The 16,521-nt window shown below is 40.0% G+C and carries 15 protein-coding genes and 3 pseudogenes; 14 read left to right on the top strand and 4 right to left on the bottom strand.

Annotated features, from left to right (window positions below; all coding sequences use genetic code 11):
* The first annotated feature begins 72 nt into the window (after window positions 1-72).
* Window positions 73-1,083, top strand: a complete 1,011-nt coding sequence (locus tag CAN34_RS11765; RefSeq protein WP_089555807.1) for an NADP-dependent oxidoreductase — start codon at window positions 73-75, stop codon at window positions 1,081-1,083.
* Between the two features lie 126 nt (window positions 1,084-1,209).
* Window positions 1,210-2,721, top strand: coding sequence for an aldehyde dehydrogenase family protein (locus CAN34_RS11770; protein WP_089555808.1), 1,512 nt, complete (start codon window positions 1,210-1,212; stop codon window positions 2,719-2,721).
* Window positions 2,722-2,984: 263 nt separating this feature from the next.
* Here CAN34_RS11770 and CAN34_RS11775 read toward each other — a convergent pair whose 3' ends face one another.
* On the bottom strand, window positions 2,985-3,812 hold the full coding sequence (locus CAN34_RS11775; RefSeq protein WP_089555809.1) for an IclR family transcriptional regulator: 828 nt from the start codon (window positions 3,810-3,812) through the stop codon (window positions 2,985-2,987).
* A gap of 147 nt (window positions 3,813-3,959) precedes the next feature.
* Here CAN34_RS11775 and CAN34_RS11780 point away from each other — a divergent pair, with 147 nt between their 5' ends.
* The 5 genes and pseudogenes from CAN34_RS11780 (at window position 3,960) to CAN34_RS11795 (ending at window position 7,621) form a co-directional block, all read left to right on the top strand.
* The gene (locus CAN34_RS11780; protein ID WP_089555810.1) at window positions 3,960-5,144 is read left to right on the top strand and encodes an acyl-CoA dehydrogenase; all 1,185 of its coding nucleotides are present in this window, start codon (window positions 3,960-3,962) and stop codon (window positions 5,142-5,144) included.
* Between the two features lie 175 nt (window positions 5,145-5,319).
* The gene (locus CAN34_RS11785; RefSeq protein ID WP_089555811.1) at window positions 5,320-6,558 is read left to right on the top strand and encodes a CaiB/BaiF CoA-transferase family protein; all 1,239 of its coding nucleotides are present in this window, start codon (window positions 5,320-5,322) and stop codon (window positions 6,556-6,558) included.
* Between the two features lie 94 nt (window positions 6,559-6,652).
* Window positions 6,653-6,937: pseudogene (locus CAN34_RS11790) on the top strand (transposase); the annotation flags it as partial.
* A gap of 62 nt (window positions 6,938-6,999) precedes the next feature.
* Window positions 7,000-7,158 (top strand): hypothetical protein, encoded by a 159-nt coding sequence (locus tag CAN34_RS14280; RefSeq protein ID WP_165767652.1) that lies wholly within the window; start codon window positions 7,000-7,002, stop codon window positions 7,156-7,158.
* Window positions 7,148-7,621: a DDE-type integrase/transposase/recombinase gene (locus CAN34_RS11795; protein ID WP_165767653.1), complete on the top strand. Its 474-nt coding sequence runs from the start codon at window positions 7,148-7,150 to the stop codon at window positions 7,619-7,621. The genes CAN34_RS14280 and CAN34_RS11795 overlap by 11 nt, the downstream gene beginning before the upstream one ends.
* Window positions 7,622-7,871: 250 nt before the next feature.
* Here CAN34_RS11795 and CAN34_RS11800 read toward each other — a convergent pair.
* Window positions 7,872-8,374, bottom strand: a pseudogene (locus CAN34_RS11800) (transposase); the annotation flags it as partial.
* A gap of 153 nt (window positions 8,375-8,527) precedes the next feature.
* Between CAN34_RS11800 and CAN34_RS11805 the strand changes: the two are divergent.
* Window positions 8,528-8,872, top strand: coding sequence for a multidrug efflux SMR transporter (locus tag CAN34_RS11805; protein WP_089555814.1), 345 nt, complete (start codon window positions 8,528-8,530; stop codon window positions 8,870-8,872).
* Between the two features lie 94 nt (window positions 8,873-8,966).
* Window positions 8,967-9,122, top strand: a complete 156-nt coding sequence (locus CAN34_RS14560; RefSeq protein WP_228719550.1) for a TetR/AcrR family transcriptional regulator — start codon at window positions 8,967-8,969, stop codon at window positions 9,120-9,122.
* 914 nt (window positions 9,123-10,036) lie between these two features.
* On the opposite strand, the pseudogene CAN34_RS11815 reads toward CAN34_RS14560, so the two are convergent.
* Together CAN34_RS11815 and CAN34_RS11820 are read right to left on the bottom strand one after the other, a co-directional pair.
* Window positions 10,037-10,669: pseudogene (locus CAN34_RS11815) on the bottom strand (IS1 family transposase).
* Window positions 10,670-11,453: 784 nt separating this feature from the next.
* On the bottom strand, window positions 11,454-12,698 hold the full coding sequence (locus CAN34_RS11820) for a hypothetical protein (protein ID WP_089555815.1): 1,245 nt from the start codon (window positions 12,696-12,698) through the stop codon (window positions 11,454-11,456).
* Between the two features lie 85 nt (window positions 12,699-12,783).
* On the opposite strand from CAN34_RS11820, the gene CAN34_RS11825 reads away from it, so the two are divergent.
* The 5 genes from CAN34_RS11825 to CAN34_RS11845 all read left to right on the top strand — a co-directional run.
* Window positions 12,784-12,993: a helix-turn-helix domain-containing protein gene (locus CAN34_RS11825; RefSeq protein WP_089555816.1), complete on the top strand. Its 210-nt coding sequence runs from the start codon at window positions 12,784-12,786 to the stop codon at window positions 12,991-12,993.
* Window positions 12,994-13,563: 570 nt separating this feature from the next.
* Entirely contained in the window at window positions 13,564-14,478 is a 915-nt protein-coding gene (locus CAN34_RS11830; protein ID WP_089555817.1) for a replication initiation protein, read from the top strand.
* 168 nt (window positions 14,479-14,646) lie between these two features.
* Window positions 14,647-15,285, top strand: a complete 639-nt coding sequence (gene parA, locus CAN34_RS11835) for a ParA family partition ATPase (RefSeq protein ID WP_089555818.1) — start codon at window positions 14,647-14,649, stop codon at window positions 15,283-15,285.
* Between the two features lie 3 nt (window positions 15,286-15,288).
* A complete protein-coding gene (locus CAN34_RS11840) occupies window positions 15,289-15,498 on the top strand; it encodes a plasmid partition protein ParG (RefSeq protein ID WP_089555819.1) in 210 nt (69 codons plus the stop codon).
* A 235-nt stretch (window positions 15,499-15,733) separates the two neighbouring features.
* Window positions 15,734-16,521: IS256 family transposase (locus CAN34_RS11845; protein ID WP_121509233.1), on the top strand; the 788-nt coding region annotated here is incomplete at its 3' end.

Here is a 16,521-nt window from a genome sequence, read left to right on the forward strand (position 1 = left end):
ATCTATTGAATAAAATTTTAAAGTGAACATTACAAGAATTAATTGATAAGTAAAAGATAAAGGTGTTTTGTTATGTCTAATCCTACTACCGTTAATCAGCAAAAAAGTACTCAACATGCCATTCTTATCAGCGAGTTTGGTGCACCTGAAGTCATGAAATATCAATCTGGCGTTTCTATCCCTAAGCTTGCTGATGAACAGGTATTAATAAAAGTGGCTTACGCCGGTATCAATCCTGTTGATTACAAAACTCGTCAAGGTAAAGGCTGGGGTGCGGATAATATCCTTAAAGATAAGTTTGATCATGATAAAACAGCGATTTTGGGGTTTGATGTAGCAGGTGAAGTGGTCAGCAGTAATAATGAACACTTTGTTGTCGGTGACACAGTTGCTGCTCTTAACTTTGCTGGCGGCTGTTATGCTGAATATGTGGCTGTAGACGCGAATCTACTAGCCAAGGTACCAAATGGAGTTACTTTAGAAGAGGCGGGTGCACTACCTTGTATAGGACAAACAGCGATACAGTTTATGGCATTTGCTGATATCAAAAAAGGCGAGCATGTCGTGATGAACGCTCCAGCAGGCGGTGTTGGGCATCTTTTGATTCAGTTATTAATGAAAAAAGTAGCGCAAGATGATATTAAATTGACAGTCATTTGCTCACCCGAAAAGTACGCTAAGCTTGACGAGTTAATAGAAAGAAATAAGCTTACGGGTTGGATTGACTATACTAAAAATACTGATTTTCCTGACCTTCAAGCCGACGTGCTACTTGACTTGGTTGGTGGTGATGCAGGTGTACGAGCGCTTAGCGTTTTGAGAACAGGCGGGCGCGTTAAGGTGCTGCCAACAATTTGGGTAGATAAGTTAAAAGAGGCTGGTAATTATAAAGGCTTAAGTGTCGATGGGTACGGGGTTGAGCAAAATGGCCAAGATATGGCGCGAGTACTACAACAGGTATCTGATGGCGAACTTACGTTGTGTATCCAACAAACTTACCCGTTGTCTGAAATAGCCGCAGCACACCGGCAGCTACAAAAAGGCGATACCTTTGGCAAGATTGTCTTGAAAATATCTGCATAAACAATCTTAAAAAATTAAGTGCAAATATTTTGTATGGATATTCCTCTACCCGTGACAGCACAGTAATTTGACAGTCATGACTATGCTTATGATTCCTATCAAAAATATTAAAGGTAATAACCTATTATGAATACTATAGAACCTAACGGTATAACGCGAGACTTTGCCAAACAGTTGGCTAAAACTAAAGTGGTATTAAATGCAGCCTATATAGATGGTCATTGGGAAGCTATTGCGCCTTCATCTACTATTGATAACGAAAATAACCTTCACTCTTTGTATGACCCAAACTCAGGTGAAGTCATCGCTACCACTCAGTTGTGCACCAAGGTTCATGTGGATGCTGCAGTTAACGCAGCTTCTCGAGCCTTATCGTTATGGTCACAAACAACGGTAAGCGAGCGAGCTAGTTACTTGAATGCTATTGCGGATGCCATGGAGCAGCAATGCTATGAATTAATTGCCTTGTCTGTTTTGAATAATGGCAAACCAATTGAGGAAGCAAAAATGGATGTCAGTGATGCCATTGCTTGCTACCGTTATTATGCTAATCTCATTGTAAAGCAAGAAACTTGGTCTGAAGTATCAATTCTTGAATCTGGTGTACGCCTACTTAAAACATTTGCCCCTATTGGTGTCTGCGCGCTCATCGTACCCTGGAACTTTCCTATGGTAACGACATCTTGGAAATTGGCATCTTCGTTAGCGGCGGGGTGTACAGTGGTCTTAAAACCATCTGAGGTAACATTGCTACCAGAATTGATACTGGGTGATATATTGTCTGCTATTGGCTTACCAAAAGGGGTCGTCAATATTCTACCGGGCGCTGCCGAAGTAGGCACAGCAATGACTAGTCATACCCTGGTTGATAAAGTTTCTTTCACTGGCAGTAATGGGGTTGGTGAAAAGGTTATGAGCCAAGCGGCCAAAGGTGTAAAAGATATTAGTCTTGAGCTTGGAGGCAAGTCTGCCATTATTATCCGCGCCGATGCGGACATAGCGGCAGCCTGTGAGATTATTATTGGTGGTATCTTTACCAATGCAGGGCAGATGTGTTCTGCGACCTCAAGACTGCTCGTACATAAAGATATCGCTAAACCTTTGTATCAAAAACTTAAAGAATATACTCAAAATATTCATATTGGTGATGGCTTTAATCCTATGACTCAAATGGGACCATTGGTCAGTCAGCAACAGATGGATCAGATACAAAAATATTTCAATATCGCTATCGAAGAAAACCTCGATTGCCTTATAGGCGGTACAGTGTTAGATAATTCAGGATATTTCGCTTGCCCAACAATTTATACAAATGTAACAACGAATAGTCGATTATGGCAAGAGGAAATATTTGGGCCAATACTTGTAAGCACAACGTTTAAAGATGATGAAGAGGCCATACAATTGGCAAATGACAGCCTGTTTGCATTGGCTTCGACCATCGTCAGCTCAGATGAGCAAGTGGCGTTAGAGATGGTTTTACAGATTAAAGCCGGTCATTTCTGGATTAATGAACAACAAATTTTACTTCCTCAGGCTGGCTGGGGAGGATTCAAGCAAAGTGGTATTGGACGCGAGCTTGGAGCAGATGGTTTGTTGGCTTATCAAAAAAGCAAACATGTCATATTACCTGGCTAATAAATAAGATAGCTTCAAACGTTCAAACGGAAACTTACAGTTCTTTACACGCTAGTACTTCTATTGCTTAACTAGTTATAGGTGTACTACCGTTAACTAAGCTCATTTATCAGTACCCATTTTTGTCACGTACTTGTCATAAAAATCAGTCATAAATGGTTTAGTATCCTTAGTTGGCGTACATTAAATCCATGAAATATAAATAACTATCTAATAGCTTTTATACGTACTATTCAATCAATTCTTTAGGTGCACGTGACCTCCTACGCACCGCGCCCAATGCTCTCAGAAAGTACTTGCAGCTTAGGCACAATCATCGCTGCATATTCCTCTGCTTCCCAGTTAGCACGAGGGACGCTAGCATTTAGTGAATAGGCATAGTGTCCAGTAGTAACATCAAAGACGCCTACCGCGACTGCTAAAATATCTGTAGAAAAATCACCATCTGATAACGTATAACCATGCGTTTCATAATATTGTGATGCCTGGATTAATGCCTTTTGCGCTTGTTGGAAATCATCTACTGGTAAACCCGCCTTCAGATTGGCGGTAATCACAGCTTGCCTAGTAGGTGAGCTTACCGCATAAAAAGTGCGCCCTATTGCGGTTCTGGCGACCGGTACGGCCGAGCCTACTTGCAAGTTTATGGATAGGCGAGCGGGACTTCGATAGCATGCTAAATAACGCATTTCACCTTCAATTTCTGTGGCTAAGTTCACTGATACTTCATTCTGCATGACGAATTGACGTAGTAATGGTTCTGAAAACGCCACCACATCATGACGGCTCCATGCCTGAGCACTCAAACGCACCGAACTGCTACCAAGTTGATATTGTCCCTGCGCATTCGTCCGCAAAAAACCAAGCGTGGTTAAGGTATGAACAAGGCGAGTAACAGTCGCTTTGGGCAACTTGGTCATCTGGCATAATTGCTGATGACCAAGTTGTTCATGATATTCAAATGCTGAAAGTAAAATTAAACCACGACCAAGTGCAGTGACGAATTGTCTGTCGTCAGCCTCTTTTCTTTGCGCTAGAGAGTCGTTTATTAGATCTAAAAGTCGTTCTGTTGTCGGTAATCTTTTTGTCATTTTATAGCCTTATTTTGGGATAAAGGTTTACAGAGAACATTTTTTTTGCTTTAATAAGTATAGATTATGAAACTAAGTTTCGCACAGCAGAACATACAAGTCAAATACTATTTGTTAGTCAGGATGACTGACACCAAGGAGAACTACATGGCCAATTCCACTAGTCCACGCTTCGATTGGGAAGATCCTTTTTTATTGCGTAACCAGCTAACTGATGAAGAGCGTATGGTAACGGAGACCGCCCATCAGTTCTTTCAAAAAGAACTAATGCCAGGCATCATTGAAGCAAACCGTAATGAGCATTTTGATCGTAATATCATGCGTCAAATGGGCGAGATGGGACTGCTGGGTGTCACTATTGAAGGGTACGGCTGTGCCGGCTTATCTAGTGTTGCTTATGGTCTCATTGCTAAAGAAGTTGAATTGGTTGATTCAGGCTATCGATCAGCCATGAGTGTACAGTCAAGCTTAGTTATGCATCCCATCCATGAATATGGTACGGAAGAGCAAAGAGAGAAGTATTTGCCTAAGTTGGCAACTGGTGAATATATCGGCTGCTTTGGTCTGACAGAGCCGGACTCAGGATCAGATCCTTCATCAATGTCGACGCGCGCGCGTAAAGTTGATGGCGGCTACGAGATGTCAGGAAATAAAACATGGATTACCAACAGTCCGATTGCTGATGTGTTCGTGGTATGGGCAAAAGATGATGAAGGCGCGATTCGTGGCTTTATATTAGATAAAGGCATGAAAGGTTTATCAGCACCCAAAATTGAAGGTAAATTCTCATTGCGTGCCTCAATCACGGGTGAGATTGTGATGGATAAAGTATTCGTTCCTGAAGCCAATGCTTTTCCAGATATTCGTGGTCTCAAAGGGCCTTTTGGCTGCTTGAATAAAGCGCGTTATGGTATTGCTTGGGGTACGATGGGCGCTGCTGAGTTCTGCTGGAAGGCGTCACGTCAATATACCCTTGACCGTAAACAGTTTGGTCGTCCACTAGCAGCCACTCAATTGGTACAGTTAAAACTTGCCAATATGCAAACTGAGATTACGCTAGGTCTGCAAGCAGCACTGCGTGTCGGTCGTTTAATGGATGAGGACAATGCCGCCCCTGAGATTATTTCAATGATTAAGCGTAATAACTGCGGTAAAGCGCTTGATATTGCTCGTGTTGCCCGTGATATGCATGGTGGCAATGGTATATGTGATGAGTATCACGTTATTCGTCACGTGATGAATTTAGAGGCGGTCAATACTTATGAAGGAACCCATGATATTCATGCGCTTATCCTAGGTCGTGCACAAACTGGTATCCAAGCTTTCTCATAACTGGTTTTAGTACGGTTTTAGAATGATAAACGTACGCTACTATTTAGTGCTCACTGGAGCGCTTCATATCCAGTAGCGTACGTTTTTTTATTGACCATTTATCATTAAAACTTTTAATGATAAACAGAACATTAAATCCAGAAAAATAAAATCCGTTAAAAGATAAGGGATTATCATGATTACAAGTGTGACAGCAAAGCCAAAGCAGACTGATGATGATACAGAACAACAAGGCGCATTGCATGGTATCAAGGTATTAGACTTGTCTAGAGTGTTGGCAGGGCCATCCTGTACTCAGGTTTTAGCAGACTTAGGCGCAGAAGTCATTAAAATTGAGCGCCCGCGTATTGGTGATGAGACCCGTCACTGGGCACCACCAGCGTTTAGCGATGACACTTCTGCATACTATGCCACCATTAACCGCAATAAAAAATCCCTCACTGTAGATATAACTACCCCTGCAGGGCAAAAAATCATCAAACAGCTCGCTGCTGATAGCGATATTGTGGTTGAGAACTTTAAGGTCGGTAACCTTAAAAAATATGGTTTGGATTATGGCAGCCTTAAACGAGAAAATCCGTGTTTAATATACGCGTCATTGACTGGCTTTGGACTAACAGGACCTGATGCTGAGCGTCCAGGTTATGATTATATTATTCAGGGTTTATCAGGTCTGATGAGTATTACTGGTCCTAGCGATAGTGAGCCGCATAAGGTCGGCGTGGCGGTAGTGGATTTATTTGCAGGACTACAACTGACAATAGGTATTCAGGCTGCATTAATAGCACGGCAGCATACGGGACGAGGACAACAGGTTGATGTGGCACTGTTAGATAGTGCGCTTGCGATGCTGGCCAATGTTGGCATGAACCATCTTGCGTCAGGTGAGGTGCCACCAAGACTGGGGAATCAACACCCTAATATCGTCCCTTATCAAGTATTCGCGGCTGAAGGTGAGGAGCACTTCATCTTAGCCTGTGGTAACGATCAGCAGTTTACCAAGCTCTGCCAAGTATTAGCGGTTGATTGGCACCAAGATGACCGCTTTATGACCAATCCAGCACGCGTGAAGCATCGTAAGTTGCTATGCGACAGACTAGTCGATCAGTTTGCGCAACATTCCCGTTCTTATTGGTTAGATATTTTAAATCAAACAGGCATTCCGAGTGGGGCGATTCATAATGTCGCTGAAGCCTTAGCCATGCCGCAAGCACAAGCACGAGAAATGGTTATTGATTTTATGGCGCAAGGTAGTCCAGTCAAAGCACTGGGCAATCCTATCAAATTATCTGAGTCGCCAGTGAGCTATCGCTCGCCGCCACCAACTCTAAGCGAGCATACTGATAGTACGCTAGCAACTCTTGGTTATGATAGCGATATGATTGCTAAGCTCAAAGCGGACGGTATTGTTTAATTGTAGTGGCATAATAAAAATGGACAGCTTCTAAGAAGTTATATTAACCCAAAGAAGGAAAATAGCATGACCAACAAACGCAACCCAATATACCCGAAAATTCAAGCTTGAAGCTATCAGCTTAGTAGCTGATCACCAATGTAAAATACCCAATGTGGCAAGCTCACTTGGTATTGGTAAATCAACCTTACAGAAATGGCTAATTCAGTACCGGCAAGAGTTAAATGGCCAAGCACCTAAAGCTGGCAATTCTTTAACTGATGAGCAGCGAGAGCTCCAAGAGCTACGTAAACAGGTTAAGCGGCTGACTATGGAGCGCGACATCTTAAAAAAGGCTTCCTCACTGCTGGCATTGGACAGTCTAAACGACTATCGCTGATCAGTGAGCTTGCAGAGCAAGACAAACGGGTCAGTAAAAGCCGACTGTGCAAGCTGTTTGGTGTGATGAAGAGCAGTTATTACTATGGCTTGCAACCCAAGTCTGTCAGTCTTGAGACTGTGAAAATCAAAGCCTTAATACGTCGAATATTTAACCGCTTTAAGCAGTCAGCAGGGGCACGTAGCATTGCGGAAATCATGATGAATGAGCATGGCAGGTAAGCTGATGGCTCAGATGGGCCTTAAAAACTGTCAATTGAAGGCGCATAAATACAAGCACGCTGATGACGCTCATAAAACGCATGACAATATCCTAGCTCGCAACTTTAGCCCAACCGCCCCTAATCAAGTTTGGACGGGTGATGTAGCGTATATCCGTATCAAAGGTGGCTGGTGTTATCTAGCCGTTGTTTTAGATTTGTATGCCCGGCGTGTGGTGGGCTTTGCCATGTCAGACTCACCTGACAGTGTGTTGACCGCTAAAGCGGTGCAGATGGCGTACCATACCCGCCTGAAATCAATTGATGTGCTGTTTCATTCCGATCAGGGAACCCATGACACCAGCAAGAAGTTTGCTGAGTCAGTCGCTGGTTGCGTGGGTATGACACAAAGCATGAGCCGTCGCGGAAATCCACTACGGGCACAGCCCTCCGCCTTGCACTCGGGCAAAGCAGTGCTTTACTAATCCTCGCTCATGGGATAATGCACCAACCGAAAATTTAAAACGGAGTGGATGCCAAAAGGCGGTTACGAGGATATTGATACAGCATCGGCCACTATTATTGATTATATCTGGGGTTATTATCAAACTGTGAGACCACACCGTTTCAATGATTATTTACCACCAGCAGAAAAAAAGAGACGTTACTTTAACAAGAGCCTCTTATTAGGTGTCCTAAATTAGTTGACCACTACAATCCTTGCCCTTTAAGCTAAGCATACAATCGCTCATAGCCATAGCGCTGCTTAGTCTCATCATGAGCCACTCTGACTAGCAACTCACATTGATTTCGATGAATCTGCTAATCACTGATGCTTCGATTGATCCAGTTGTAATAGCTTGATGGCTTAATATCTAATACGTGACACATACAGGTGATGCTAAATATTTTCTGGTTATCCTTGATAAAGACGTACTTCATCAACTGTGTTTCGCGAAGTACGCTGTGGCCTTTTTTAGAATATCTCGCTCCTCCTGAGCAACTTTGAGATCACCTTTAAGACGTTTATTATCTTCTAGTATAGCCATGAGCTCAGGATCATATTCTTTAGTACCGATAAGCTTGCCTTTATCAGCTTTGTTTTGCCAGTTAGGTAAGGTCTGCATGGCTATACCTAGCTGCTTTGCAGTCGCTGAAACATTGCCATTATTATCTGCTATCTTTTTGACGGCTTCAGCTTTGAAGGCTGCACTGTGGGTTCTGATTTTCTTAGTTATAATAAACTCCTGTTAATATGCTTAGTTTACCAAGTTTGGTTCTACAGTTTTTTCAGCATAGTTCCGTCAGTAAAAACATATAAGATAGCCACTATACGGTTTCTCTATAAAATTCTAACCAACAGCGCTTTTACCAATATGAGCATTTTAAATATGAGTCCTACTACTATTGCTTACTTCTACCTTGGCATAGCTATTATCTGTGAAGTTATCGGCACGACATTTTTGGTTAAATCACAACAGTTTACCCGTTTAGTTCCAACCATTATTATGGGCGTGCTTTATGTATTTTCGTTTTATCTATTGACTCATACGCTAAAAACGTTACCTTTGGGTGTTGCTTATGCTTTATGGGGTGGACTTGGTATCGTGCTAACTTCTATTATTGGCATAATAATATTTAAGCAAAATTTAGATACACCGGCCGTAATTGGTATTGCAATGATTGTCGGCGGTGTGGTGGTTATGAATATATTTTCTAATTCTGTAGGACATTGAAATATGGGCAATGCTCATAAACGCAAAAAGCGTCCACATTTGGTTCGCCGTGCTTTACTTAATAAAGCGGCCCGCCTTACGTTAGAAAAAAGGGTTGTCGCATGTCACGTTTCAGGCCGTAGCTGACGCGGTAGGGTTCACAAAAGGTAGGGTGATGCATCACTTTACGACTAAAGACGCGCTGATTCACTCTGTATTCAACGATGCCGTAACAAAGTTTGAGTCAGAAATAGATGGCACAATTGTTTAAGATCCAGTGAATTACGACTCCTTTACGCGAGCATATATCAACGCAATTATCAGCCTAGGTGAAAAAGGATAAGAGGTATTTAATCACCGGGTGACATTATATGTACTGATCTTGGGTGACTGTAATGTTCGTGAGTTATGGTTTCAGTGGTCTAATGAGCACTTACAGAAACATTAAATAACGGATAATACTGAAACACTATGTATGGTACGTCTGGTAGCTGACAGGATTTTGCGCTCTGACTTTTCGAGCATTAGCATTCCTGATAAAAAATCATTGCGTGACCGTTTAATCAGAGCAACGCATACTGGATATGAGAAACCTACTAAGTCATATTTACTATAGTCTTTATAGCCTAAGCAAAATTTATTATCATAGAAAACAACAATACGTACTTTATAATATGTATTCGTTTCAAATAAGGTTAATTAACCAATAATACTGATTAGTTTTATTCTAAAATTTATCTATATTAATGGTGCTTAGGCTATCCAATATGGTTAAGATCTTTCTTAAATAGATTTAACATATCTAAGAGTTACGTAAATTTCAGACAAGTTTCTGCAAAGACTATTTAATCCTTGTTGAACGACTAAATACATATTACATCCTTCTTTTTGAGTAATTTCTACTCATCTACTCATCTACTCATCTACTCATCTACTCATCTACTCATCTACTCATCTACTCATCTACTCATCTACTCATCTACTCATCTACTCATCTACTCATCTACTCATCTACTCATCTACTCATTCTGATAGTCCAGTTAGTTGGTATACGATGTCAAGAATGCAAACGTTAGCTTAATCGCCTTCATAAAGTAGCAAACCTCATCTGTTTCAAATCTTTTTGACTATTAGAGCACAATCATATATTTAATTTTTGGTGGTGTTCTAAAAAGTATGCTGTCATCAGACATAGCCATAATTAATATAAAAGAACACCAAGTCGAACGTTTTAAGGTGATTTCAAGCTTTTTCGAGAAGCAACAGATTTTTCTAACGGCTCGTTTATTCGATGTTTAAGGCGGTTATAAAGCTATCCCAGTTGTCCATACTGATAGCGTCATAGCTGACTTTAAGCTGCTCAAGACGGGCTCTTAACTTTTTAGCCGTTATTAAGTCACGTTTGCCCCAGACATAAGCGACAATCTCATTGGTCGTACGGTCGTAAGCATAAATAAGCCAGACTTTGCGTTTCTTGCGATATACGTAAGTCCAAAACTCATCGACTTCTAAGCGTTCATAGTAATGCTTTTTAGGAGCAATCTTATAAATGGATGAGCCTATGGTGCTGAGCACTTTACCAATGCTAACTGAGGCCATAACAGCTATGTCTCTAACACCACAGTCTCTAACCGTCATTAGCCGTATGATGTCTTCTATTTTAGAATGGCAGCCCTTATAAGTTAACGCATGATCGCCAATGAACTGACGTTTGCAGTCCTTACACTGGTAGTTCTGCTTACCATAGCTTTTCATGCCATTCTTCTTTAAACTGGGACTGTGACAGTCGGGGCAGCTGATATCTATTTGTGTCTTCATAACCTCAAATATATCATCTCGCTTCGGTTGTCACCCTCCCTTTATTTCCTCAGCATACTTTTGATACACCACCTAACATTTAAATAAAACGCCTTAGAAAAGCGTTTTATTTCGCCTATTGATAGAAGCCTATCAACGCAATATCGCTTTAGCTAACCAAAAGTAAGATAAGTGCACTGGCCTACTTTTTTAATATAACAATCGTAAATCCACCAACCAACAGACAACTACGGAAAATACCCCATTTTTGACGGCGACAGCCTATCCTGCAATCAAAGATTATCTCTACCCTCCTCCCTCATTTGTCTGATTTAATCGTTCAAAACATTGATTAGTACGACTGAATTGATAGCACTAAACAGCACTAAACAGCACTAAACAGCACTAAACAGCACTAAACAGCATTAGGTAGCATTCTAACAGGCAGAAAGAACAGCGAGGATGGTTTTAAATAGGCTCGAATTATCGGTCAGGATAATTATCTTAAGTTTAAATAAGTTTAAATTTAAGCTAACAGTAAGGATAATTTCTAAATAATAGCTGAGGCAGCCTCAAATAGTATTCAAAGCATTAGTTAAGATGGTTGAGATTGAGCTCCAAGCATTCAAAATGGTTTTAGAAAAAGATTTTATTATACTCATATACTCATATACTCATATACTCATATACTCATATACTCATATACTCATATACTCATATACTCATATACTCATATACTATTTATGGGACCAGATTTATACAAGGCTTTACAGGACTAATTTCGAATGGCTTGTAACTACTTTTTTTATAATAATCGTGGGTAGTATATAGTCGATATCGTTTTATGAGGTTGTAGGTGCTTAAGTAAATCACTGACTGTGTGTTTAAATCCACAATCTTCGATTCCATGTATCTCATCAAAAAACGTCCTAGTAAGGACAGATTTTGGATGCGTATCATCACGACTGTATTTTCTATTTTCCGTCAACTGATTATTTATCTTTTCATATATTTTCTGAATATTACCGTAGATAGCATTAGAGGCACGCATTTTGTCAAAACTAGGCTTATTGCAATATGAAGAAGCCCTTTCTACCCCTTCCCATATTATGCAATAGATCTCACTAACGGAATAGTTTAGTAAGCAGGTATTCAATAAGCTCGCCATTTTTGCACCAACAATGGGTGCTAGATTATTATTTTTGGAGCAATACGTCAGATAACTAATACATTCCTCTAATTGAATATCCTGACACCACTCTTTGTACTCAGGATTATGTATGAGTTTCTTTTTTGAGGGATCATACTTACTATCGATTATCAATTTTTGAAGTTGGTCCGGACTATAAGCAAAATCAAATGTCATTTTAAATAGGTCGAATTGAAGCAAACAATCTTCATTGGCATGAACATAATCATATGAATTTTCAATGTTAACTAACAGTAAGTTTTTTCTCATTAAATGGTCTAATATTTTAGTGTCTAGACTATATGATGGCGATAAGGGAGTGTCTAGATTGTCAGATAAGGAGATAGTTGAACGGAGATTGTCTGTTCCCAAGCATGTTATAACAGCGACTAACAAGTAATGATCAATAGTGTCAATATTATCCAAACTGGGAACTAAATATAGCTGAGTCTGACGAAACTGGATAAGTTGGTTTATAAAGGAGTTTTCTTTTATCAACTGTTGCTGCAGAGCGCTTTCAGTGCGATCGCGGCGGCTATCTTGTAGCCTATGATAAAAAGCCTTTAAGTAGCAGTTCTCACACTCCCAACTATCCAAATATAAGCTTATAAATTCTGTACGGTTACAGCAAACTTTCGCAGTACTACAGTTTACGCATCGGCAGTCGAGTATCGTGAGATAAGCATTGTCCTCAGCAATCCTATTAACTTCCCTATATGTCAGACCAAATTCATCCCCTATTTCTTTACAGCTGTAAAGAAAGGGATTCTTCTTATTATTTTTGACTCTCCACCAATACTTATCACAGATAATTTTAGCATCTTCTGTGATATCTGGTTTATACGCTACTTTAGTTTTCATGGTCATCCTATTAATACCGACTATATCCCGTGGATATTATAGCGAACCACTGTGAGTATTGCTATTTTTAGCAGTGATTAATGTTATGACGACAGATGAACGTATGGTAGCTTTTGGAAAACGCGTACGTGAAGTGAGAAAAGCTAAGGGGATATCTCAAGAAAAACTAGCCGAGATGGCGGGGATTGATCGAAGCTATATGGGTAATATAGAGCGTGGTGAAAAAAACATCACACTCAAAAAGATCTATGAGATATGTGATGCACTGGAAATTGATATAAAGCTTCTGATATAAAACATGACTTAATTATTAAGACCCAGGACGCTCTCAGAGCGAGATACAAGGATTGTTAATCTCTATGATGAGTTGTAGCTATAAGTTGTCTAACGAGCACTAGAGAACCCTATAAGGCAGTTTGAAGGCTATCGATCAACATACTCGTTCTAATTGCATTTAATTAGTCTTTAGCTTTGGAACTTAAGCCTTGTTTCTCTATATTGGCTAATGGACTTTAATCGTTAAGATTCACTCAATTTTATTAACTTATCAATAGAAAAATTTAAAAATCTCTTTAAAGGTTTTTATTTAATCTTGTTTAACCCTGTTTAACCCTGTTTACTCTTGTTTAGAGCACTTTTTCCCTTTTATAATCAATAGCTTGCAACGCCGTATAACACTAAATGATGTGGGATAACACTAAATGATGTGGGATAACACTAAATGATGTGGGATAACACTAAATGATGTGGGATAACACTAAATGATGTGGGATAACACAACGTATAACAATATTAATTTTATTATTGTTATACGTTGTGTTGTTAGGTTATACTCACTAATACTGAGTGAACGAGTAAATATAAAATGAAAAATAATCTTGTAGCAAAATCTAATGATTTAATTGTTGCTAGTTACGAATTGACAAGAAATGAACAACGCCTATTATTAGCCTGTATTAGTCAAATCAATAGTCAACCTAATGCGTCTGAAATTACAATGCAAGATGAATTCGTGGTAACTACTGAGCAGATGAAAGCGCTATACAAGGACTCTAGTAAAGATAATGTTTACAGGGATTTGAATGTTGTTGCAAATAATCTTTTCGAAAGAGAAGTTAAAATAGCGCTACCTGATAACGAAATGCTAAGGACACGTTTTGTATCAAGCGTCTTATTTCAACCTGAAAAATCACAAATAACTGTCACATTTGCCCAGAAGATACTTCCTTACCTAACGCAGCTGAAGAAGAATTTTACCCGATATAGGCTTGCTGATACTGTTGAGTTGACGAGTATTTATGCTATTCGGCTTTATGAAATGGTCGTCTGTTGGCAAGGACAAAATAGATGGAGTGAAACTGTAGATTTAGGTGAATTTAGATATATGATGGGATGTGTTGGTAAGTACAAACAGTTTGGACAGTTGCGCCAGTCAGTTATTGAAAAAGCAGTCGAGCAAATAAATGAAAATACTGCTTATAACGTCAGTGTTAAATATCGCAAGATCAAACACACATATAAAAGCGTAACTTTCAGTTTTTATAAAAAAGGTGCTATCTCATTAACAGATGATAAAGGCGCATTATCGCTAGATAAAATTAGACGTATTGTTCGTTCAGCGCAATTTACGGCAGACTATAACGATCATCAATTGCTGTCGGTTGAAGCTAGAGATAGCAATGAAGCGTTTTGGGCTAAAGCTGAACAGTTAATAGCAGAAAGCCCAAAAGAGTTCTCTAAGCGACCATTTGATGATTATCTAAAAATAAAAACAGATTAGCGGAACAGGCGGGCGATAGAATTAAGATAAGAAAAGTCTTAATTAATAGCTTGATATATTGCCTGATAAACGCTAAATTTTTCTAGTATACTCAAATACTCAAATACTCAAATACTCAAATACTCAAATACTCAAATACTCAAATACTCAAAATATGGAAGTTGCTCTATGAAAGTAATAGCGGTATTAAATCAAAAAGGTGGTAGTGGCAAAACGACGATAGCCACGCAAATAGCCAGGGGACTACAGCTACAAGGGCATAGTATTCTGTTGGTTGATAGCGATAAACAGGGTAGTGCTAGGGACTGGAGAGCGGTTGACGAAGATAACCCAGTTCCAGTCATTGGACTTGATCGCCCAACTTTAGATAAAGATCTAAAAAGCGTATCTGATAAGGATTATGTGGTCATTGATGGCTCCCCCCAAGCAACGAGCCTAGCAATATCTGCTATTAAAGCTGCTGATTTTATACTGATTCCTGTACAACCGAGTCCGTACGATATTTGGGCTACCAGTGATTTAGTAGATCTAGTGAAACAGCGGATAGAGATGACAGAGGGAAAGCTGAAGGCAGCCTTTGTAGTGTCTAGAGCAATCCAAAATACTAACATCGGTAAAGAAGTTGCTACTGTACTTTTGGACTATGGGTTACCAGTTTTGGATACTAGAATTATGCAGCGTGTAAGTTACCCGAACAGCGCATCATTAGGCAAAACGGTATTTGATACAGAAGCATCTAATAGTAGTGCTGTACAAGAGATAACAGCTTTAGTGAATGAAATAAAAACATTTTTTGATGCGGAGTAGGGTATGAGTCTGGCAGCAGGTAGACCAAGTAAAAAAAGAAAAGATGAGCTCGATTTATCAGATGTCTCGGATAGTCCAAAAAAGACAGTTCGCGTAAATTTTAATCTCGATGAAGAGATGTATATTAAGCTGAAAAAGCATGCGCTTGATAGTCGTAAAACAGTGACACAGCTATTAACTGAAATGATCGATGAGAAAGTGATTGAGCGGTAGATAAAGATAATCTGAGAATGGGGGTGTGTTCAACGTTGAAGGGTCAAGCGATAAAAAATTAAGATTTATTTCTCAAAATGAATGTTTTATAGTGGTCTGTAATGACTTGGTTAGTTCACTAGTCTAGTTGATCAAGACCCTAAAGCGTGGGAATTATAGATAGTAAACCGTCTTAAAAAGGGGGTTTCCTAAAAACTGTGTAACTGCTTATAATCCACTAACCGGAGAATAAGCAATGACTACTCAATCTGACATTAAAAAACTGGCCGAGCAAATGGCTAGTAGCATGAAAAGCTTTGATGACATCAAAGACTTCCAAAAGCAACTCATGCAATCCTTTATCGATACCGCTCTTGAAGCTGAGATGGAAGACCATCTTGGCTATCCTAAGCATGAAAAGGCGGATAAGCCAAACAAGCGCAATGGGCACACTAAAAAGACCGTCCGCAGTGACACAGGCGATCTTGAGATCTCCACTCCAAGAGACCGCGGTGGCAGCTTTGAGCCTATATTAGTGAGCAAGCATCAAACTCGCATCACTGGCCTTGATGATAAAATCATATTCTTTTACGCCAAGGGCCAAACCACCACTGAGATCGTCGAAACCATTAAAGAGCTTTACGATGTCGACATATCAAGCACACTGGTTTCAAGAGTTACTGACAACATCTTAGAGGACATCACCGCTTGGCAGAACCGGCCATTGAGCAGTGTTTATCCTATTGTCTATTTGGACTGCATTGTCGTGAAGATACGTCAAGACAAGCAGATCATCAACAAAGCCATTTACTTAGCCTTAGGCGTTAACCTTAACGGTAAAAAAGAGCTGCTTGGCATGTGGCTACCAGAAAATGAGGGCGCTAAGTTCTGGCTGGGCGTTCTCACTGAACTACAAAATCGCGGGGTGCAAGATATTCTCATTGCCTGTGTCGATGGCCTAAAAGGCTTTCCTGATGCCATTAACACCGTTTATCCCAATGCTCAGGTTCAGCTGTGTATCGTACACATGGTGCGCTATTCGAT

It is taken from the genome of Psychrobacter sp. DAB_AL32B (assembly GCF_002224105.1).
Lineage (GTDB): Bacteria > Pseudomonadota > Gammaproteobacteria > Pseudomonadales > Moraxellaceae > Psychrobacter.